General features: G+C 56.4%; 16 protein-coding genes. 6 read left to right on the top strand and 10 right to left on the bottom strand.

What is annotated here, in order from left to right; genetic code table 11:
• Positions 1 to 4: 4 nt before the first annotated feature.
• On the bottom strand, positions 5 to 1,594 hold the full coding sequence (gene purH, locus G6R38_RS27330) for a bifunctional phosphoribosylaminoimidazolecarboxamide formyltransferase/IMP cyclohydrolase (protein WP_166831979.1): 1,590 nt from the start codon (positions 1,592 to 1,594) through the stop codon (positions 5 to 7).
• A gap of 257 nt (positions 1,595 to 1,851) precedes the next feature.
• Here purH and G6R38_RS27325 point away from each other — a divergent pair, with 257 nt between their 5' ends.
• Both G6R38_RS27325 and G6R38_RS27320 read left to right on the top strand, forming a co-directional pair.
• Entirely contained in the window at positions 1,852 to 2,676 is an 825-nt protein-coding gene (locus G6R38_RS27325; RefSeq protein ID WP_166831977.1) for an FHA domain-containing protein, read from the top strand.
• An 81-nt stretch (positions 2,677 to 2,757) separates the two neighbouring features.
• Positions 2,758 to 4,281 (top strand): WD40 repeat domain-containing protein, encoded by a 1,524-nt coding sequence (locus G6R38_RS27320; RefSeq protein WP_166831975.1) that lies wholly within the window; start codon positions 2,758 to 2,760, stop codon positions 4,279 to 4,281.
• Positions 4,282 to 4,301: 20 nt separating this feature from the next.
• On the opposite strand, the gene G6R38_RS27315 is transcribed toward G6R38_RS27320, so the two are convergent.
• From G6R38_RS27315 to hrpA, 6 genes are all read right to left on the bottom strand, one after another.
• Positions 4,302 to 4,715, bottom strand: a complete 414-nt coding sequence (locus G6R38_RS27315; protein ID WP_166831973.1) for a molybdenum cofactor biosynthesis protein MoaE — start codon at positions 4,713 to 4,715, stop codon at positions 4,302 to 4,304.
• A 48-nt stretch (positions 4,716 to 4,763) separates the two neighbouring features.
• Positions 4,764 to 5,009, bottom strand: coding sequence for a MoaD/ThiS family protein (locus G6R38_RS27310; RefSeq protein ID WP_166831971.1), 246 nt, complete (start codon positions 5,007 to 5,009; stop codon positions 4,764 to 4,766).
• Positions 5,006 to 7,930, bottom strand: a complete 2,925-nt coding sequence (locus G6R38_RS27305; RefSeq protein ID WP_240928411.1) for an FAD-binding and (Fe-S)-binding domain-containing protein — start codon at positions 7,928 to 7,930, stop codon at positions 5,006 to 5,008. Before G6R38_RS27305 ends, G6R38_RS27310 begins: the two co-directional genes overlap by 4 nt.
• A gap of 124 nt (positions 7,931 to 8,054) precedes the next feature.
• Positions 8,055 to 8,366 (bottom strand): hypothetical protein, encoded by a 312-nt coding sequence (locus G6R38_RS27300; protein WP_166831967.1) that lies wholly within the window; start codon positions 8,364 to 8,366, stop codon positions 8,055 to 8,057.
• A 46-nt stretch (positions 8,367 to 8,412) separates the two neighbouring features.
• Positions 8,413 to 8,841, bottom strand: a complete 429-nt coding sequence (locus G6R38_RS27295; protein ID WP_166831965.1) for a hypothetical protein — start codon at positions 8,839 to 8,841, stop codon at positions 8,413 to 8,415.
• A 178-nt stretch (positions 8,842 to 9,019) separates the two neighbouring features.
• Positions 9,020 to 13,036: an ATP-dependent RNA helicase HrpA gene (hrpA, locus tag G6R38_RS27290; protein ID WP_240928410.1), complete on the bottom strand. Its 4,017-nt coding sequence runs from the start codon at positions 13,034 to 13,036 to the stop codon at positions 9,020 to 9,022.
• Positions 13,037 to 13,242: 206 nt separating this feature from the next.
• On the opposite strand from hrpA, the gene G6R38_RS27285 reads away from it, so the two are divergent.
• Positions 13,243 to 13,611, top strand: coding sequence for a hypothetical protein (locus tag G6R38_RS27285; protein WP_166831963.1), 369 nt, complete (start codon positions 13,243 to 13,245; stop codon positions 13,609 to 13,611).
• 129 nt (positions 13,612 to 13,740) lie between these two features.
• Here the strand turns inward: G6R38_RS27285 and G6R38_RS27280 are convergent, their stop codons facing one another.
• The 3 genes from G6R38_RS27280 to G6R38_RS27270 form a co-directional block, all read right to left on the bottom strand.
• On the bottom strand, positions 13,741 to 15,087 hold the full coding sequence (locus G6R38_RS27280; protein WP_166831961.1) for an amidase: 1,347 nt from the start codon (positions 15,085 to 15,087) through the stop codon (positions 13,741 to 13,743).
• A 123-nt stretch (positions 15,088 to 15,210) separates the two neighbouring features.
• Positions 15,211 to 16,458, bottom strand: a complete 1,248-nt coding sequence (locus G6R38_RS27275; protein WP_166831959.1) for a hypothetical protein — start codon at positions 16,456 to 16,458, stop codon at positions 15,211 to 15,213.
• Between the two features lie 365 nt (positions 16,459 to 16,823).
• A complete protein-coding gene (locus tag G6R38_RS27270; protein WP_166831957.1) occupies positions 16,824 to 17,405 on the bottom strand; it encodes a DUF1802 family protein in 582 nt (193 codons plus the stop codon).
• A gap of 139 nt (positions 17,406 to 17,544) precedes the next feature.
• On the opposite strand from G6R38_RS27270, the gene G6R38_RS27265 reads away from it, so the two are divergent.
• The 3 genes from G6R38_RS27265 (at position 17,545) to G6R38_RS27255 (ending at position 20,177) form a co-directional block, all read left to right on the top strand.
• The gene (locus G6R38_RS27265; protein ID WP_166831955.1) at positions 17,545 to 18,276 is read left to right on the top strand and encodes an alpha/beta hydrolase-fold protein; all 732 of its coding nucleotides are present in this window, start codon (positions 17,545 to 17,547) and stop codon (positions 18,274 to 18,276) included.
• A 293-nt stretch (positions 18,277 to 18,569) separates the two neighbouring features.
• Positions 18,570 to 19,022 carry a hypothetical protein gene (locus tag G6R38_RS27260; RefSeq protein ID WP_166831954.1) on the top strand — a complete coding sequence of 151 codons (453 nt, stop codon included), beginning with the start codon at positions 18,570 to 18,572 and terminating at the stop codon, positions 19,020 to 19,022.
• A 216-nt stretch (positions 19,023 to 19,238) separates the two neighbouring features.
• The gene (locus G6R38_RS27255) at positions 19,239 to 20,177 is read left to right on the top strand and encodes a DUF1559 domain-containing protein (RefSeq protein WP_166831952.1); all 939 of its coding nucleotides are present in this window, start codon (positions 19,239 to 19,241) and stop codon (positions 20,175 to 20,177) included.
• Positions 20,178 to 20,253 lie beyond the last annotated feature (76 nt).

Genomic DNA, 20,253 nt, shown 5'->3' with positions numbered 1-20,253 from the left:
ACGATCAATGACGGAAATGGCGGCGACCGGTGAAGATCATCGCCATGCCGTGTTCGTTGCAGGCGGCGATGGTGTCCGCGTCGTTGCGGGACCCGCCGGGTTGGATAACCGCGGTCACACCGGCTTCGGCGGCTTGGTCGACACCGTCACGGAATGGGAAGAAGGCATCGGAGGCAAGCACGCAGCCCTTCGCCTTTTCACCGGATTTGTAAGCCGCAATGTAGGAGGAATCCAACCGGCTCATTTGCCCGGCTCCGACACCGGTGATTGCACCGTCTTTGGCGAAAACGATCGCGTTGGATTTCACATGCTTGGCGACTTTCCAGGCGAAATGCAGGTCGCGTTTCTCTTCGTCCGACGGTGCCCGATCGGTGACGGTTTGCCAATCGGCTTCGGGATCGGGTAGTTCATCGCGGTCTTGCACCAACAGCCCGCCGGTGACGCGGCGGTATTCGCGGGTTGGTTCGCTGGAGTCCGATGAGTCGAGATCAACCTGCATCAGCCGAACGTTGTTTTTCCACTTTGGACGGGTCGTGAGGATTTCCAAGGCGTCGGCGTCGTAAGCCGGTGCGATGATGGCTTCGACAAACCGACCGCCCTCACACAGGAATTCCGCGACGGCTGCATCCACGGAGCGGTTGAATCCGAGAATCGAACCGAACGCACTGATCGGGTCGCCATCCCAAGCGGCGACGATGGCCTTGCCGACGTTCTCGGCGATAGCGCAGCCACAGGGGTTGTTGTGTTTGAGCACAGCGGCGGCGGGATCGTCGAACTCCCGTGCGATTGCCCAGGCGGCGTCCAAGTCGAGCAGATTGTTGTAGGAAAGTTCTTTGCCGTTCAATTGGCGAGCCGATGCCAAAGTCCCCTCTGGCGGATGTGGCTCCACATACCAAGCGGCCGACTGATGCGGGTTCTCGCCATAACGCAGCCCGAGGCGTTTGCGGAACGTGAGGTTCAACGTCTCCGGCAAACCGTTGGTCGATTCGTCTTCGGATTCGCTGCAGATCGTCGCCATGTAATCGGCAATGGCCCGGTCGTATTGGGCGGTCATTTCAAATGCGGCGGCGGCGAGTTGTCTTCGCAGGGATTCCGAAAGCGGTCCCGCGGCCAACGCGTCGGCCACAGTTTCATACTGATCGGATCGTGTCACAACGCCGATATATGCGTGATTCTTAGCTGCCGAACGGATCATGCTCGGGCCACCGATGTCGATTTGCTCAATCGCATCGGGAATCGTAACGCCCGCTTTGGCAATGGTTTGCTGAAACGGATACAAGTTGCAAACAACCAGCGTGAACGGAGCAATTCCGTGTTCCTGAATCGCTGCGGCATCTTCGGTTTGGTCAGGGCGACCCAGAATCGCGCCGTGAACTTTGGGATGCAACGTTTTCACGCGGCCGCCCATAATCTCGGGGAAACCGGTGACGCTGGCGACGTCGGTTACGGTGATGCCGGCGTCTTCGAGGTGTCGTCGTGTTCCGCCGGTCGAAACGATTTCAAATCCCATGTCGACCAAACGCTGAACGAACGGTGTCAGATCGGTTTTGTCACTGACACTTACTAAAGCACGTTGCGGACTAGAATCTGACATGCGGCTTACTCGAATTCACGCTGAACGAAATTGGCGGGCGGTGGTTCTCACCGTTGGAACGGCCCGATCGTAGCCACCAAACCCGAAGTCGTCAAACCGCCACCGATCCCAGCCGAATCCGGCACGAGAATTCGTCTCTACATCTGACGTTCCACCAAATTGACTGTGCAAAAGTCCGGTGGTGGCGTTAGAATGGTCACAACCTCAAATTGCCGTAATGATCGCACAGGTTCTCCGTTTTCATAAAGTCTTGGGCCATGGCTAGTTGTCCGTATTGCAGTGCTGCATTGAGCGAAGATGCCACTCAGTGTCCGAAATGTCGTGCCGAGTTGTTAAACGAACAGACCTACCAACCGACGCGACGTGCACCGGAACGGTCGACCAAGAAACCGAAGGAAGATGGCGAAGATTCCGCATTGGCGTTTCGCCCGATCAATCGCCCGCCGACGTTGTTGTTATGTGCAATCGACGACGGTTCACGTGACGACGGCGAATGGTTTCGCGTCCGCAAACCAAAGTTTCAGATCGGACGGATCGAAGGCGATATTGTCATCGGGCACGATAACGGCATTTCCGGGCGGCATTTGGAGATCGTGCAGAAACACGAAGACGGACGGTTTCGCTTCCACATGCGTGACCTTGGCAGTCGAAACGGGACGTTCGTGCGAGTGTCGAAGGCCGTTCTCAAGAACAAACAGGAATTACTGATCGGTGCCAAGCGTTACTACTTCAGCGGGGCCAGTCGGGAAAAACGAAATTGGGAAAGTGGTCGCGATGCAGCATTGGCCGACGTTCCCGCCACACTCGTGGAAATGACGCCCCGCGGCGACGGCGATCGATACGTCTTGAATGATGGTGACAACTACCTCGGGACCAATCCTGACAAGTGTTCGGTGGCTATCATGGATGACCCGTTCGTGAGCACGGTCCATGCCCGCGTCTTCTGTGACGATCGTGGTCGTTGGCTGATCGAGAATCGAAACTCGCTCAACGGCGTCTGGATTCGCATCACGGATATGCCACTCGATACCGGCGGGGAATTCCAAATCGGCGAGCAACGGTTTCTCGTGCGGATTCCGTAGTCTTCGATTTTCGCGGAACTTTCCGCACGATGGTTGCATCGTGATCGGTGGGAAGTTGTGCGAAGCGAACGGAGAAGACGCATGGGACAATTGGCTCGAATGCTCATCGGCTTTGCGTTCGTGATCGCCTCACCAAAGGTGTTCGCCGAGGAACCGAGCGAAGTGCTTCGGCAAATTGGCGGAGCGAATCAACCGTCGGAATCGCGTCCGCAAAGTGTGCGTGGGCTGGCGATTTCTGAAGTGGCGGGGATCGTAGCGACCTACGGCGAGCCATCTGATCCAAACCAGCCGCGTGTGATTCAACTGTGGAATACGCAGACTGGTCGCTTGCAGGCAACGTTGCCTGGTCCCGACGAACCAATTCGTGCCATGGCGGTGACATCGGATGGAAAGACGTTGGTGACAACGAGTTTCGATGTCACGACGCAAACCGGTCTCACGCAAATATGGGACACCGACGCGGGACAGTTGCGACACCTGATTCCCGAAGGAGCCGAACGGTTACGCCTGCACGACGATGGCACGGTCACGTTAGCCGTACCAGGGCAGTTGCGGGTGTATCGATTGCAAACCGGCGAGGAGATTCGACGGTTCTTGGCACCGAATTTGGTCCGTGATATCTCCGTCGACGGAACGCAAGTTCTCACCGTGACATCGACACGTGACCCGGTGCTGCGGATTTTCAACGTCACCAATCAAACCGAAACCGCAAAACTCACCGGATGCACCCGAGGCCCACGAACGGCCCGGTTCTCGTCCGACGGTCGCACGGTGGCGGCGATCGACGGCGGTCGGCTTCTCATCTGGGAAGTGGAAACCGGGCGAATCGCTCATGAATTGATAGCGGGAAACACTCGGCTCGTTTCGATGGAGTTTTCCTCCGACGACCGTTTTCTCTTGGCTGGCGGACTCGACCGGCGATTACACGTGTGGGAGGTTGCGACGGGCGAGAAGATTTTCTCAGCGGCGGCACACACCGGTCAGCGGACCGCCGTGAGTGCGGTCGCAGTGGGTTCGCGGAACAATCGTGTGGTCACCGGCGGCACCGATCGAAAACTGATCGTTTGGGATGCCGGTCGGTTTCTGGAATCTCGGTTGGCAAGTTCGGTACTCACGGATGCGGACCTGACGGAACTTTGGCAATCGCTGGCGGGTGGTTCCGGTTCCGCGATGCAAGCGATGGGGCAGATTCGGGAAACGCCGGAGCAATGTCTGGGGTTTCTGCGAGACCGTGTGGCCGAAGTCACGTTGCCGGCGCAGAAAGCTCATATTCGAGAATTGCTGGTGCAGTTGGGGCATTCCAAATCAGCGATCCGGCATCAAGCCATGCAAGAGTTGATCCAGTTGCGAGCGGTGGCCCGACCGCTATTGTTGGAAACTTACGAAACCACCGATTCGGCGGAAGTCCGTTACCGCCTGAGTCGTGTGTTGTCGTATAGTGAAGATGCACCGCGATTCACCAACGACGACATTTTGAGAATGAAACGCCTAGTGACGGCGTTGGCACCGATTGATGCTCAGATGCGGTCGGAGATTTTGCAAGCGTTAGCCGCGGATTTCCCAGATGAGGCGGTGAAATCCGCGGCCGAAACATTGTTGAAGTGAAAGCAGACGGAACTGGCAACTCACGCACCGGGATGAACCCATTCCGTGGTGCCGTCGGCCCAATTCTCTTTTTTCCACACGGGCACGGTGACTTTCAGTGTATCGATCAACCACTTCCCGGCGGCAAACGCATCACCTCGATGCGGGCAACTGACGGCCACAATCACGCTGACATCACCCAATTCCAAGTGCCCTAAACGATGCACGATCGCCAATTGGTCGATCGGCCATTTCTCGCGGGCTTCTTGTTCGAGTTCGTTCATTTTGGCGGTGGCCATTTCCGGGTAGGCGTCGTAATCCAACGCGATGGTCTGCCGATCGCCGGTCATCTCGCGAACCGTTCCCAAAAACACCAACACCGCTCCCGATTGCGTCGATCGCACGCTTTCGGTGACTGCGGTGATGTCGATGGGATCGTGAGTGAGTTCAATCATGGTCGTTCGAAATTCTGTCTCGTGAAGGCTCGGAAACCCGAAAGCGGTTCAGCCGCCACTGACCGGCGGGAAGACGGCGATGTCGTCTGAGGCGGTCAGCGTGTGATCGTCGGTAGCGTAGTCATTGCCGATGGCGACATGCAGATTAGCCGCGAGTGGTTCCAACCCAGGATGTTGCTGGGCGAGGGCGGTTTTGAGATCGGTGACGGTACTCGAATCCGGGAGTTCGACCGAAATCGTGTCGGCACCGACGATGTCACGAGCGCGGGCGAACACGCGAACGGATAAATTCATGACAACACTAACCGATTCTTCGAGGGCGACAGTTTCTTTTCCAACTCCGGCATCAAGCCGTACGAGAGGGCCAACAACTTCAGTGGATGCAATGTGGGTTGGTCGGTTCCTTGTTCCATCTGCATTTTACAAGTGCTGCATTCGGTCGCTCCGAGCGTGAATTGCCCGGATCGCATTTCGGAAATCAATCCCCATCCGAGTCGGAGTGATGTGCGAAAGTTCTTCGCGGACACTCCCCACGCACCAGCCATTCCCGAACATCCTCGATTGATTTTAGCGACCGTCAGACCGGGGATCAAAGCGAGCAATTCCGCCATCGGCGCTCGATCCGTGAGAGCCCGTACATGGCAAGGGGTGTGATAGCCGATCGTTTGATTCAATTCAGTGAAGTCCGTGCGGAGTTGGTTGTTCTTGTGAAGTCCGAGCAGGTACGAACCGGCGTCGATGGTTTGATTGGCCACGACATGCACATCCGGATGATCGAGAACCTTCGGGTATTCGTCTCGCAAACAGAGAGCCGATGTCGGTTCCGTGCAGACGATTTGGAATCCCTCACGAGCCAACCCGCCGAGCGTTCGCACGTTTTCCGCCGCGACTTCCTTGGCGGCTTCGATATCGCCCGCTGAAATCAACGCCATGCCCGAGGAAGTTTGTGTCTTGGGGACGATGATTGGCACATTGTGGTGTCGCAGAATTGCTACGAACGACGCGGCCAACTCCGGATCGAAGTAGTTCGCGAAGTCGTCGACAAAGTAGACAATCGGCTGGGGTTGCCCCGGTTTCGGTTGCGGTTTTTCACTGTACCGACTGCCCAGACTCCGCAAGAACGACCGTCTGGCGAATAGCGGCAACTTCCGGTGTTGCGAGATCCCCGTCAACTTTTCGATCGCCCAACGTGTGGTTCCGTTCGATACCAACCAATTCGCCGCCAACGAAAGTGTGCTTCCCAACGCCCCAACGGTGTGAGCCCGTGAGAGCAGCCAGTCGGCTCGATGCAAACCGTTCGCAGCCACATACGCCGCTTTGGCTTCGATCATGATTTGGGGGATGTTGACATTCGATGGACACTCAAGCTGACATTGCTTGCAGTTGAAGCACAAATTCGCCACTCGTTGCATCTCTTCGGAAACCAGCATGTCCGCGGGGATGGTTTCCGCCAACACACCTCGCACCAAATTGGCTTTCGCACGGGGGCTGGCTTCCTCGATGGGGTCTTGACGAAAGAACGGGCACATCCGCAGGTCCGGCGATTGCGTACGGCATTCCCCGCAACCGTTGCAGCGATCGGCGGCAGCCGCGAATGTTTGAGGCGACCATTGAAGTTGCAGCGGAACTAACTCCGGCTCCGCATTCAATTGCGATTCGGCCACCGGACGAAAGTTCTTGGCCGTCGTGTGTTGATCGTTGCTGATGATCTTCCCAGGGTTCAGCAAGTTGTGCGGATCGAAGATATCTTTGATCTGCTGAAACACGCGGTACAACGCTCCGTATTGCGACCGGATGAACGCCGTCCGGGACAAACCGTCGCCGTGCTCTCCGCTGATCGAACCACCGAGCGAGAACACCAATTGATAGAGATCGCGAGCCAACCCTTCCAGACGCGGGCCGTCACCGGGTTGCGGTGGTTGCAAGAACGGCCGCATGTGCAATTGACCGGCGGCGGCGTGCGCATACAGCGAAGCCGTGACTTGATGACGTTGTAAGATTCGTTGAGCCGAAAGCAAAAACTCCGAGACGGCTTCCGGCGGAACGGCCATATCTTCGACAAACGGCAGCGGTCGCGTGGCACCTTTGAGTTTCGTCAGCAATGGCACCACTCGCGATGGCAGCGTCCAAAGAAACTCGACATCCGCATCGGTTTCCGCTTCAAATGCCACGACGGATCGCAAGTTGACATCGCGAACCGTCTGCAAGATGGCTCGCATCCGGTCCTGCACGTCTTTCGCGTGCATGCCGGTCTGCTCGACGATCAATGCAACCTCGGCGGCGGGAGAAATCAGCTCGTGAAATCGCGGATCGGCTTCCCTCGCCAACGACAACAATCGCCGATCCAACAAATCACAGGCGCTGAGTTGATGCTTCTCCAACGCCCGGACACTTCGGAGCGCACCTTCAAGTTGACCGAACAAAATCAACGCGGCTGACCGGTGGGCGGGCAGGGGCGTGGTGTATAACCGGGCCGACGTAAACACGCCCAGCGTGCCTTCCGAGCCGATCAGCATTCGCGGCAAGTGGATGACATGGTCTTTGAGTACACTCCGCAAGAAGTAGCCCGCTGTGTTGCGGACTCCGGGGGGTTGGCGGTCGCGGATTAACTCGGCGTGATCGTCCAGCAATCGACTCAATCGGCTCACAAGGTTTCGTTTGGCAAGGAACGATTGCGTACGCTCGGCCTCGACAATCGACCCCATGTCCGGCATGGTTTGCAGGATGTCCAACGATTCCGGACCGGCTTCGATAACGCATCCATTCGCCAACACGACTTCCATGCTGTGCACGTGATTACGGGTCGAACCGACGCGGACGGAATGCGAACCGGCTGCATCGACACCAAGCATTCCGCCAATCGTGGTCACAGCGGAGTTAGCCGGATCGGGAGCGAAGTACCGGCCCTGCGGTCGAAGAAATCGGTTCAATTCGCTCCACGTCACACCGGCTTGGACGTGCACCGTTTCGTCGTCGAACGATTCGATCCGGTTCAATCGACGGGAAAAGTCGATGACAATGCCAGGACCGAGCGGCCCACCCGTCACACTGCTACCCGCCCCACGCGGAATGATCGGCAAACCCGCATCGGCGGCGTATTTGACGATGGCAACCACATCGTCGCGATTCTCCGGATACGCAATCACCAACGGTGCCACTTGGTACAGGCTGGCATCGCTGGAATACATCGCAATTGTCAGCGCATCCGAACGCACCTCTCCCTCAAGGAGACCGGCGAGGTCTTCGGCGATTCGTCTTCGGTGTTCATCCACGGATCAAGTATAGGGAGAGAACGGCGACAGGTGTAGGTTAGACACAGCTCGATCTCCGGATGCGGATTTACGCCCCCCAATCTTCCCAGTCACCGGCGGGTTCGCCACAGAACGGGCAGCACTCCGCCGATGTGTCCAAGAGTTCGCCGCATTCCTCACATGCGGGAGGAGACGGTTGGGGAGACCAACGCGTGCGACTGGATCGCAGTCGGCTGCGGAGAAACAACGCCATCATCGCTGCGCCGCCACAGCTCCCGTAAATCGCATATCGAAACGCCAGCGTTGACGCATCGGTGACGACCGTGACCAGCACAATCACCGGCACGAACGCTGTGAATGTGAGTGAAAACAGGAGGACGCTGTGAAGCAAGGACTCCACGAGCTTCCACAACCAAGTGATCAATACGCATCACCGCTTTATCGGGTCAACTCGATTTCTGGGACGCTTCTTCCATTCGGATGGCTTGCTGACGGTATCGCTCGGCGACTTCGAGATCGAATTTCGGGTGTTCTTCGCCGAAATTTCCATGCCGATGCCGAGCTTCACAACGATAACAAACTAACACGTCTGGCATCACCGCGTACAACACTAAGTCGATCAATGCGAAGACCATCAGAATGCCGATTGCCCACAGTGGGCGGTATTGACTCCAGGCGATTGTGCTGAGAATGGCTCCCAACCCAACCATCAACAACCCCAACTGAGCAGGGAAGTCTTTCTGTCGCCAAAGATCTTCACATCCGCAAACCAAGCAGCGATTCGGCATGAGTTCATCGCTGTTGGAATCACTTGGCGATGTTTCCACATCCTCCTCGGCGAACGTTCGAGACCAATCACAGTTCTCGCAGGCCACTGTTCGATTCGTTGCCGATATGTTCGTCCGGTTAAGCGTCTCGCACCGCGAGCATTGAAATGCCAGTTGCATTGTTGAATCCAGTAGGGTGCGTCGTGACGCACCATGATTCCGCGTGAATTTGCGGTGCGTCACGACGCACCCTACATCTCTTCTACTTCACGAACCCTATCGACGTCTACGGTGCCACCTGGCTCCATTGTTGATCGAGTCGTTTTGGCGAAATGGGGATCGCCGTTCCCAATTTCTGGGCAAACACCGAGACGCGGTACTCCTCAATCATCCACCGAAACGCATTCAATTGCGGATCGTAAATATTCCGCTGAGCATGTGACTGACGACGTTCGAGATACATCTCCCAATATCGTCGTACGTTAGCTTGCTTCTTCTGATCGGCCTGCCAATCACTGTCAGAAAGACGTTCTCGGCGGAACAACATCGCTCGCAGATAACGCGGATATTGACACAACCACGGCCACGGTGTGGAAGTCCAAAACCCTTCGCGGAGAAGTTCCTCGTGTTGTTCGTGCATGTCGAGGAGGGAGAATTCCCACGCACTAGGAACGGAATCTTCCAGCATCGCCTTTACATTCTGAGCTTGTTCCAGGATCGGTTTGACGAGCGAGGCGAGATCCTGCACGGCCACGCTGATCCGATTGCGACCGGCTTTCTCGCGTTTTTGAAACTCCGCTTCCGCACGCGGCAACACTGCTTCATCACCGAAAAACGCCCGATCCGCGAGCAGATCGACCAAAGAGTGCGTGAGCTTCGCTTCCCCCGGCAGCGTCGAGGCGAGCATACGGAGACGACCCAGATCTGGGAGATAATCGACTTGTTGCTTGAGTTTCTTCGCATTCTGCAAAGCGAACAATCGTCGCAAACCGCCGCGGAGTTGCCGAGCCGCTTTCTGTGGGGTGTCGACCAGACGCAGTGACACGGTCTGCCCGCGATCAATCAACGTGGGATACGCCCGCATCGCCACACCACCGCGACGCACATCGAGATGAGCGGGAATGTCGCCGAAATTCCATTCGGTCAAATCGTCGCGACTCCACACCGCATCGTCAGTGGCACTCATCGCCGCGGACGCATCGGCGGACACTTCCCGACGGATCGTTTGCAAATCCCGTCCGCTGGCGACAGATTGACCGTCATCATCGACCACACGCACATTCATTTTCAGGTGCGACGGCAACCGATTTTCGTCGAACAAATCGCGTCGAATCGGTTCTCCGGCGATGCGACTCAGCTTTGTCGCCACCGCATCCACGAAATCGCCCTGACCGAATTGAAGTTCTTTCAGAACCGCTCGGGCGGTATCGGGAGCGGGCACGAACTCGCGACGAATGTTCTTTGGTAGCGATTTGATCAACGCCACGATCTTTTCTTGGAGCAACCCCGGCACCAACCAACCGAGCCGATGCGGATCGAGTTGATTCACCCCCGCTTGCGGCACCGTTAGCGTGATGCCGTCGTCATCGGTGCCGGGTTCGAGGTGGTACTCCAACGGCAACCGCATCCGCCCGACTTCGATGGCGTTCGGAAACTCGTCTTCATCGACACCTTCAGCACCCGCTCGCAGCAAGTCGGACTTGGCCATGAACAACAATCGCGGTTGCTTCTTGACTTCCTTGCGATACCACTTGTCGAAAGACGGAGCATCCACCACACGGTTCGGCACCCGTTGATCGAAGAACTCGAACCGCTCTTCCGGCAACAACAGCAAATCACCTTGCCGACTCTTGGCCTGCATCTTCTCGACTTCGGTGAGCAACTCCTGATTATGCTTGAAGAAGGGGTGTTTGGTCTCCCAATCGAACTCCGCCAGAGCGTGTTGCAAGAAGAGTTCGCGGGAGAGTTTGGCATCGATCCGGCCATAGCGGACTCGTCGTCGCGGCACCAACGTCAGCCCGAACAGCAGCACTTTCTCAAAAGCCATCGCCGAGCCGGATTTCGCGGACCAATGCGGTTCGCTGTATGTCTTCTTGACGAGATGCCCCGCGAGCGGTTCGATCCAATCGGGATTGATCCGAGCAACCGTGCGAAGATACCGCTGGCTGGTTTCGACCAGCTCTGCCGCCATCACCCACTTCGGTTTCTTGCCGAACACACCGGACCCCGGCCACAGAAAAAACTTGGTCCCGCCCGAACCGGTGTACTCGTGCCCTTCCTCGCCTCGGTAGGCCACATTCGAGAGTAAACCGGTCAGCAATGCCCGATGAATCGCGTCGGCGTCTTTTGCTTCCAACCGCAATTCGGTGCCGGTCTCGTCGTCGTTCTTTCGTTTCTCTGAACCGACTTTGTTCTTCTTGCGGAAGTCCTTCCGTCCGCCAACTTTCATGCCCGCGTCTTCGACGAGTCGCCGGAGTTGTTGATAGGTCTCGCTCCACTCCCGCAGCCGATTGAAGTTCAAGAAGTTTTGCACGCACGCTTTCCGCAACCGACTTTTCGAGAGATCATCTCGCAGCTTGTGGTAGAACTGCCAGAGTTTCAGCAGGCTGAGAAAGTCCGATTCCTCGTGCTGAAACTTCTCGTGGGCTTGGTCGGCGGCTTGTTGTTTCTCGACGGGGCGATCACGCGGGTCTTGAATTTCCAGAGCCGCCGCGATGATGAGCACGTTCTGCAAACAGCGTTCTTCATGACCGGCCAAAATCATCCGCCCGATTCGCGGATCGACCGGCAACCGCGCGAGTTGTTGTCCGATCGGCGTGAGTCGGTTTTCCTCGTCGATCGCCCCCAACTCGAACAGCGTTTTGTAGCCATCGCGGATGGCACCGGGTTTGGGCGGATCGAGAAACGGAAATTCCTCGATCGCTCCCAACTTGAGTGCCTGCGTCTGCAGAATGACCGACGCCAAGTTCGTGCGTTGAATTTCCGGCGCGGTAAACCGATCGCGGGTGAGGTAGTCTTCCTCAGAATACAATCGGATGCAAACGCCAGGGCCAACCCGACCACACCGACCAGCCCGTTGATCGGCGGAGGCTTGCGAGACCGGTTCGATGGGAAGTCGCTGCACTTGCGAACGGGACGAATACCGACTGATCCGAGCCGTGCCGGTGTCGACCACATATCTGACGTTCGGCACCGTCAATGAGGACTCAGCGACGTTTGTGGCGATGACGATCCGTCGCCAATCGGACTTTTGGAAGACGCGGTTTTGTTCGGCGGTCGAGAGCCGACCGTAGAGCGGCAGAATTTCCGTTTTGCGGTTGGACGAATCACCGGCAACATGATGTCCACGAAGTTGCTTGGCGGCATCGCGGATATCCCGTTCGGTCGGCATGAACACGAGAATGTCGCCGACGGGTTGTTCGCGGGCGACTTCGTCGATGGCGGTCGCGAGATGTTGGAGCGGATCGGGTTCATCACGGTTGTCGGTGTCTTCGTCAGTGATCAACGGACGATACCGCGTCTCGACCGGATAGGTTCGCCCCTCGACATTGATGATCGGAGCCGGCCCACGTGAGTCGGCGAAGTGTTCGGCGTAGCGGTCCGCGTCGATGGTGGCCGAGGTGATAATGAGTTTCAAATCTCGCCGACGCGGCAACAATCCCTTCACGTAGCCGAGCAGGAAATCAATGTTCAAACTGCGTTCGTGGGCTTCGTCGATGATCAGCGTATCGTACCGATCAAGAAACCGATCCCCCTGCGTCTCAGCGAGCAGGATACCGTCGGTCATGAGTTTGATGTACGTCTCCGGACTGGTCGAGTCGGCAAATCGAATCTTGAAACCGACTTCCTTGCCGAGCGGTTTGCCGAGTTCCTCCGCAACGCGAGCAGCGACCGAACGGGCGGCGATTCGGCGGGGTTGCGTGTGCCCAATCATTCCGCCGACACCGCGACCGAGATCCAAACACAACTTCGGCAACTGCGTCGATTTCCCCGACCCCGTCTCACCACACACGACGATGACCTGATGCTCTTTCAAGGCATTCGCGATCGTCTCCCGCATGCCGCTGATCGGCAAATCTTCGGGGTAAGTGACCTTCGGAACCCGCTCCGCCCGTCGCTTGTAGAGTTCCGATGATTTCTCAATCTCACCCGCCAATCGACGCAAATTGCGGTCGAACGGTTTGCCGGCGGCCTGGGCTTTCTTGATCGAATCCAACCGCCGCCGCAGCCGAAACCGCTCGGACTGCATCACGGAACGCAATCCGGTTTCCAATTCGTCAATTGAGGGCAGGGTATCGGGCATGGATGATTAGTGAGGAAGAAGTTGACGGCGGATCAATGCGAAGGTGCTCCCCATTCTATACGCTTTTGCGTGAGAGAGAATTCACTCAAGCTGATAACCGCCCGAATCATAAGTTCAAATACGAGCAATGATCAGGTCGATAAACCGGTTAACACGTGATTGTTCGTTGCAATCAGTCCAATCGGCCACCAATCGAAGTTGGAACTATGCGAGGCTCTCTTGTTTGCCTATTCCTTCTGGTTTTTGCATGTTCCGGCTGTGCGGCGATCACTGCGGCGATTAGCGAAACCTGTCTCCAGGGTACGCTCGATGCAGCCTATCGCGAGACAGAACAGGAAAAAACCGATCGGCGGGAGTTGGAACGCTATTGTGAGATCTACGCGTTCCCCGGTCGCACGCAGTCGGAGGTCGAAACCGCTGCCCGCCGGGCGTTTCATCTGGAGCATGGTCGCGAACCCAATCTGAATTGGCACATCCGTGAGAATTACCCGAGTCAAGTGACCGTCAAGCCGACGTGCGATGATGATTATTCCATCGAGATTGAAAGTTGGCGCGATGCGATGATCGAGGATTGAACGGCCGGGTGGCGTGCTCGTCGCTTTGGATGAGCATGATTGGACGCACGATCGCCGTGGAATGCATGCTCATGCAAAGCCGTGAACATGGCACCCAGATTCCTGTTTCCTGCCCCCTAATTCCCGGCCTCACCCGGCGAGTGAGTCGCGACGGAAGCGGGTTTCGAGGTGGTGAGCGAGGGCGAGGAGGGTGCGTTCGTTGCGTCGGCGTCCCACGAACTGCAAGGACAACGGGAGTTCGTCGTTGGTCAGGGCCACGGGGAGCGAAACGGTTGGTAGGCCGAGGAAACTCCACGGGGCGTTCATGCTGGAATCGCCGGTGGTCGAGCGATCGGGAGCCGGTCCGGTGGTCGCGGGGCAGACGAGCACATCGTACCGGGCGAATTCGGCCTTCATGCGTTGTCGCCATCGACGTTGCTGGTGACGAGCGGCTTGGTACTCGGTCGGTGTGGTTTCCAATCCCTCACGGATCAGGGATGTCATGTTCGGCAAGTAATCCTCGGGGTGTTGCTCGAATCGCCACCGATGCCAAGCGGCGGCTTCGTAACTCATGAGGGTGCGATGGTAGGACAAGATTTCATCGAAGTCGATCGGCAGTGATATTTGGTTCGTGCTGCATAGGTTTTTTCCCAGACGGCGTTGGAGTCGTCGCAAGAGTCGTTGGGAATCGGGGTCGCAGGATTGCATCGTTGGCCGATCCGCGAACAATTCCTCCGTCACACCAATCCGAAGATGTTGCAACCGTTCGAGAGAGTTGGCCTCAATCGCTTGGGCGTAACGCTTGCGACCATCGAGGGCATCTTGCATCAATGCCAAATCCGCGATGCAACGAGTGAGCGGACCCGCGTGATCGAGACTTTCCGCCACGGGAACGCAACCGGAGAGGGGGAGCTGTCGATACGTTGGTTTCAGCCCACACACGCCACAATAAGCGGCGGGTCTTGTAATCGAACCGCCGGTCTGACTGCCAAGGGCGGCGTAACACATCTCAGTCGAAACCGCAGCCGCGGACCCGCTCGACGAACCGCCGGGCGTACGATCAGGGTTCCATGGGTTCCGGGTGTGGGGCGGATCGAAACAGGCGAACTGCGTCGTCACCGTTTTGCCAAGGATGACCGCTCCCGCGTCTCGCAGTCGTGACACAAGCACGGCATCGTGCTCGGCCACGGTATTCCGACGGCGTGACGAACCCGCCATCGTGGGCAATCCGGCGACATCGAAAATGTCTTTCACACCGACCGGAACGCCATGCAACGGGCCTCGCCATTGACCTTGTTCGAGTTCGGCGTCGAGTTGTCGAGCGGCTTCCTTTGCACGGTCGGCGTCAACAACCACCCAGGCTTTCAGATGACTTTCTTGCTGCTCGATTTGTTCCAAACATCGGACGAGAACATCCCCACACGAGATTCGACGGTTGCGAATCTCGTTGGAGACGTCGATCAGGCGGTTGGATGTTGGAGTCGGGAATGGTTGCATAGCCCGATCAGTATACAAAAACCGCCCACCGGTCACACCCGGAAGGCGGCTTTTCAGACGATGGTCTAATGAGGATGTCGAGTGATGTGACGCGAGCGGACGCTTCGGTCACATCACGCCCACCTACCGAATTTGCGTGTCGGATTCGCCGGTGGCCATCACTTCCGGCTTTTTGTTCCAGCCCATGCGATCGCGGTAGATTGTCAGGGCATTGAGGGCATGATACATCCCGCCGACGCCTTTGCCACCGATCGGTTCGTTCTGGTTGTCCACAAGATCACGACCGATGCGGTTGACGGATTTGCGAATCCACGGTTGATTGATTTCGCTTTGCGGCAGCACGACCATCAGGAATTCCAGGCAGTGTCCGGTGGTCGAGAGTCGACGAGCGATGTCATCGGAGTGAGCGGACGACTTGTACCACTGCGAGGAGAACGAGCCGTCGGAGTTCTGCCACTGTTTCGCGATTTGGACGTATTTCTGCAAGAACATATGCCCTTCCAGCCACGCACCGCGGAGCGGGTTCCCAGCTTGGAGGTAAGCATTGCGAGCACAGGCGATCGCGAACAGCAAGTGGTTGCCACCGCAGGCCGACTTGGTGACGGGCGTCTGCATTTGATCGCGGATCAGGCGTTCCATGCTCCACTTTTCGCCGTCTTTGTTATACCACTCGGCATCGGGCTCAATGTAGAAGGCCAGCGACCACAACGTCCAGGTCATTTCTTCGTGGTTGTTGCATTCCATCTTGGCATTGTGAATCCAGTCGGCGACGGTGAAGGTTCGACCGTTGTCCGCAGTGAATTTGAACTCGCGAGGCAATCGTGCGAGGGTGAACAATGCCAAGAATTGATTCGGGTGTCCTTCGAAGTGGTACGGTTCCGTGAACGGATGACCTTTCCCACCGTACGGAGTCATCACGAACCACGGTTTGCCGGCGAAGCTCGGGCCGGTTGAAATCCAATCGAGCGCGTTTACGGTCTTGCCGTCAGTCGTTTTCAGATAGTACTGATCCCGCAAGGCAAGCACACCGTGAGCGATTTGCCACGGGGTATTGACGTCGGCAGTCAGCATGCGTCGGCTGGTGACATCGATGGCGTCTTCAACCAACGCTTGAAGCGGATCGACCGTCTCAGCAGCGACGGGCACGATTTCGGTTTCCGACGCATCGGATTCCAAAACGTGTTCAACGTACAGAGTTTGCAGAAGAGCGGCACCCGTGGAGGGTTCGCTTCTCTCACTGATTTCTGGTCGGGTTGGCCGCCATTCACCGGCAATGGTGACGGTGTTGATGACCAGTGTACTGACCATGATCGCCGGGAGAATCCTCGCGGCGATGGGAAGTTGGGGGAGGGGCCGGCGGAACGAAATCATGGGGGCGTCCTTTTCCATCGCCGTCCGGTGCGAGTGTTCCTCTCACTACGAACGACAGCCGAACTGGGCGTCATGCCTGGATAATGGCCGATCACAACACGGTAATGGCCGTTCGGTCGGGTAACCGAGCGGACACCGGATTGAGAGGCTAGCCAAGATCATCGACGCAAGCATTCCGCAGGCGTGATCGTCGGTGCGGTAAGATGCACACACTGATGGCAACTCGGTCCGGTCGGTCCGGATATGACGATCAGTCTGCCGGCGTCTCCGGCACGACTCGAAGAAAAGGATCGCCAGGAGCAACCGGCAAAATCGGAAAAGTCTGCCAAGCGACTGCTATGAGTTCGTCTGGCAACGATTGGACGTCAAACGATCTGCGAAGACGTCAACGCCACCCGCAGTTCGCTCCAGTGTTTTTCCGATTCCGCAGCGGAAAGTACGGGTTTGAGACCCGCAACTGGGAGTTCTTCCGGCAAGTCGACCCAGCTTCGGCAACCCGCAAAGTGTGGAGAGTCGGGCAACGCAATCGGTTCCGCGAGAGTGAATACACTCACAAGCAATGCGAATAGGCCAGGGTGACGGTAGTGAAAGCGTTGAGACAACGTCTGATCCGACCAGACATGCAAACCCGTCAGATAGGGCAATCGCGATTCGTCCTGCAAACGAATGATATCGGTGACGACGACATAATGTTGGAAGTGAACGGTGTCGGCCGGTGCTGTGAGTGATTGCGAACGCGGAATGAGATCACCATGTTCATCCGATAATTCCGTCGGATCTTGATGAAACTTCGTCGGAAACAACCAGAATTCTGGATGATCGACGGTGAATTCACCTTGGGACTCGTGGATGCCACCTTTGCGAAAAATTACGCTCTGCCGACCCTCCGCGAGCGCAATACACACAGAAGCCCATTCCTTGAATGCAAAACGATTGGCAGCGAGCATAGGCGGGATCCTTCAGAAAAGTGTCGACCGTCGCGGTTGCGTTCGCCACGCGGTCTCGTTGCAATGACAGTTTTGTTATGACTAATTCCCGGCGATTTCGCGAGTGTCGCCGTCGGCTTGATTGAGGAGAATGCGTCGAATGTCTTGGGAAACGACCACCATCGGCGGACGTCCGGCGGATATTTTCGAGCCAACAAACCCGAATCCGCGAGGCTCGGTGGTTCTGTTCCTACACGGACACGGCGGGGAAACACTCCTCGACAAACCCGCGTATACAGCGGAGTTGGACCGTCACGGTTTGCGGTGCGTGTGTCCGCATGGAGGGCAAAGCTGGTGGCTCGATGTGCCATCGCCGGAGTTCGAAGGCAGCACGCCGTTGAAGTTCGTCAGCGAGCAAGTCATGGGTTGGATTGAGCAACATTGGCAGGTCCAACCGACGCAGATCGGATTGCTGGGCGTAAGTATGGGCGGGCAGGGCGTGTTGCAGGTGGCGTATCGCCAACCGACGGTGTTCCCGGTGATTGTCGCTGTCTCGCCGACAATCGACTTTCATCTCGTGCATGGCGAAGGTCTAGTGCTCGACCAGTTATTCCCCGACGCCGAAACCGCCCGCCAAGCGACGGCGATTCTGCAAATCCAAATGCTGAATTGGCCGCGACATCAACTCATTACCTGTGATCCCGCCGACGCTCACTGGTACGACGGAGCCGCTCGCATGGTGATGAAACTCCGCTCGTCTGGGATGCCTGTCGAAACGGATTTTGAAACCACGGTTGACGGTCATAGCTGGAACTACTTCAACACCGTCGCCCCGAACGTGGTGCAGTTTCTTGCCGAGAAACTCGAAAAAGAAAGCCGCCGTTTGGTGTGATCACTCGGCCGGATTGTTGGGCCTGTGCTTGTAGCCAGACCATCTGTTCGGCCAAGAATCGTCCTTGCGTGACTAGTTTTCCTACTCAACCGGCCCCGCATTTAGTGCCGATCGAAATCCGCGAAATTCGCGTGGAAATTCTTTTTGAGTTGCCATTCGTCTCGTCAATCTATAATTTAACGAGTATTGATAGGTTTCTATGAACGAATCAGTTCACACCTGGTAAGATCGATAACAATCCATTCTTCAGCGGTTCGTTATCACTATTGTCGTTCTTTCTTGGAAGACAATTCATGCGCTCTCTTTTCGCCTCGCGCTCACGAGTTCTTGCTCCTCTGGCAGTTCCCTTGTTGTTTCTGGTCGGTTGTGGTGACGGCGTCGAGTATGCGCCAGTCAAAGGCAGCGTGACCAACGGCACTGAGAAACTAACGACCGGCACCGTTCGATTTGTACCTGACAAAGATCAGGGGAACGAAAGCACTTTGATCCCTGAATCCCCGATTGCCGACGATGGCACTTATGCCTTGTTTACTAAGGGCGTCGAAGGGGCACCCGTTGGGGCTTACAAAGTCGTAGTGACTGCCCAAGAAGCCAACAACGCCGAATCCGATAGCGCCGATGCTTACGCGGTCCCGGTTTATTTGGTGAAAGAAGAGTACACGAACAAAGAATCAACTCCATTGCAGGTGGAAGTGAAATCAGACGGCGGGAGCGGTGATTACGATCTGACGCTCGAAGCCGACTAATATAGTCTGCACAGGTTGCTAAATCGGTTCTGTTCCTGCTGGCAGTTCATGCCACATTAGCTCGGGGTGCGCTTGCTGAACAGTCACCCTCAAGAATGACTCACGTCGTTCGTCCAAGGCAATCATTCAGAGAGGTTACATCACAGTATTCCTCTAATCCTTTCTTTGAACTCACGTTGTTTTCTGTTTCTTCATTTTCTCGAAGAGGGCTTTCTCATGCCGCAACGCCATCGTCGCTCTGGTTTCACGCTGATTGAACTCTTGGTCGTGATCGCGATTATCGCGATCTTGATTGCACTGTTATTGCCTGCGGTGCAGCAAGCTCGAGAGGCCGCACGTCGTACGGAATGTAAGAACAAACTCAAGCAACTCGCACTCGCTTGTCACAACTTTCACGACGTCCACGACAAATTTCCCTACTCCATTCATGACGGCCAATACAATACTAGTAGCCGAGGTTGGAGTTGGATCACTCAAGCATTGCCTTACCTCGAGCAAGATAACTTGCATCAGGAAATCAAGCCCGGCCAAGGCAACACAACAATGCAGATGAGTGCTACCCTGAATGGGCAATCGGTGCGATACACGATACTGACGGCTGTTCGCTGTCCGAGTGATACCGCCGACGAGATTTCGAACAGCATCGCGAATGTCGGCAATGGAGCCCCAACAAGTTACAAAGGCGTTTCTGGTAGTAATTGGGCTTGGGGAGACTTCAACATTTCTCAACCAGGTGGTTCCAATCACGGTCTGAACCGCGGCAACGGTATGTTCGATCGTCGGATGGAAGAACACAACGGAACGATCAATGGTGACACAAACTATACCAAGTTCCGCGATATCGTGGATGGAACCAGCAATACGTTCATGATTGGTGAATCTTCCAACGAACTTTCGAGTCACACCGGTTTCTGGGGGCACTTCAATCATACGACCGCAACCTGTGCCATTCCGCCAAACTACAAACAATCCAACGGCGACCCGTGGACACGAGGGGACTGGCCTCGCAACTACTCGTTCCACAGTTTCCATCCCGGTATTGTGCAATTCGCTATGGCTGATGGAACGGTCTTCGGTATCAGCGAGAATATCGATATTGATGTCTATCGGGCACTCGCAACGATCAAAGGGAAAGAGGTCGCTGCCATTCCATAATCAATCGGTGCTAGACACCGTCTAGTCAATGACGTCTTCTTGCATAGCCGTGTTTGCTCTCTCCACACGTTTGGAG

The organism is Thalassoroseus pseudoceratinae, from assembly GCF_011634775.1.
Taxonomy (GTDB): domain Bacteria; phylum Planctomycetota; class Planctomycetia; order Planctomycetales; family Planctomycetaceae; genus Thalassoroseus; species Thalassoroseus pseudoceratinae.
Note: the sequence above shows the minus strand (reverse complement) of the source record. Positions and strands in the feature narration are given on the sequence as shown.

Excerpts from the sequence above, each read along its gene's own strand:
- G6R38_RS27310 (WP_166831971.1), bottom strand. The coding sequence starts at position 5,009 with ATGAATTTATCCGTTCGCGTGTTCGCCCGCGCTCGTGACATCGTCGGT.
- G6R38_RS27260 (WP_166831954.1), top strand. The coding sequence starts at position 18,570 with ATGCGCTCTCTTTTCGCCTCGCGCTCACGAGTTCTTGCTCCTCTGGCA.
- G6R38_RS27265 (WP_166831955.1), top strand. The coding sequence starts at position 17,545 with ATGTCTTGGGAAACGACCACCATCGGCGGACGTCCGGCGGATATTTTC.
- G6R38_RS27320 (WP_166831975.1), top strand. The coding sequence starts at position 2,758 with ATGGGACAATTGGCTCGAATGCTCATCGGCTTTGCGTTCGTGATCGCC.
- hrpA (WP_240928410.1), bottom strand. The coding sequence starts at position 13,036 with ATGCCCGATACCCTGCCCTCAATTGACGAATTGGAAACCGGATTGCGT.
- G6R38_RS27270 (WP_166831957.1), bottom strand. The coding sequence starts at position 17,405 with ATGCTCGCTGCCAATCGTTTTGCATTCAAGGAATGGGCTTCTGTGTGT.
- G6R38_RS27325 (WP_166831977.1), top strand. The coding sequence starts at position 1,852 with ATGGCTAGTTGTCCGTATTGCAGTGCTGCATTGAGCGAAGATGCCACT.
- G6R38_RS27315 (WP_166831973.1), bottom strand. The coding sequence starts at position 4,715 with ATGATTGAACTCACTCACGATCCCATCGACATCACCGCAGTCACCGAA.
- G6R38_RS27255 (WP_166831952.1), top strand. The coding sequence starts at position 19,239 with ATGCCGCAACGCCATCGTCGCTCTGGTTTCACGCTGATTGAACTCTTG.
- G6R38_RS27280 (WP_166831961.1), bottom strand. The coding sequence starts at position 15,087 with ATGCAACCATTCCCGACTCCAACATCCAACCGCCTGATCGACGTCTCC.
- G6R38_RS27275 (WP_166831959.1), bottom strand. The coding sequence starts at position 16,458 with ATGATTTCGTTCCGCCGGCCCCTCCCCCAACTTCCCATCGCCGCGAGG.
- purH (WP_166831979.1), bottom strand. The coding sequence starts at position 1,594 with ATGTCAGATTCTAGTCCGCAACGTGCTTTAGTAAGTGTCAGTGACAAA.
- G6R38_RS27285 (WP_166831963.1), top strand. The coding sequence starts at position 13,243 with ATGCGAGGCTCTCTTGTTTGCCTATTCCTTCTGGTTTTTGCATGTTCC.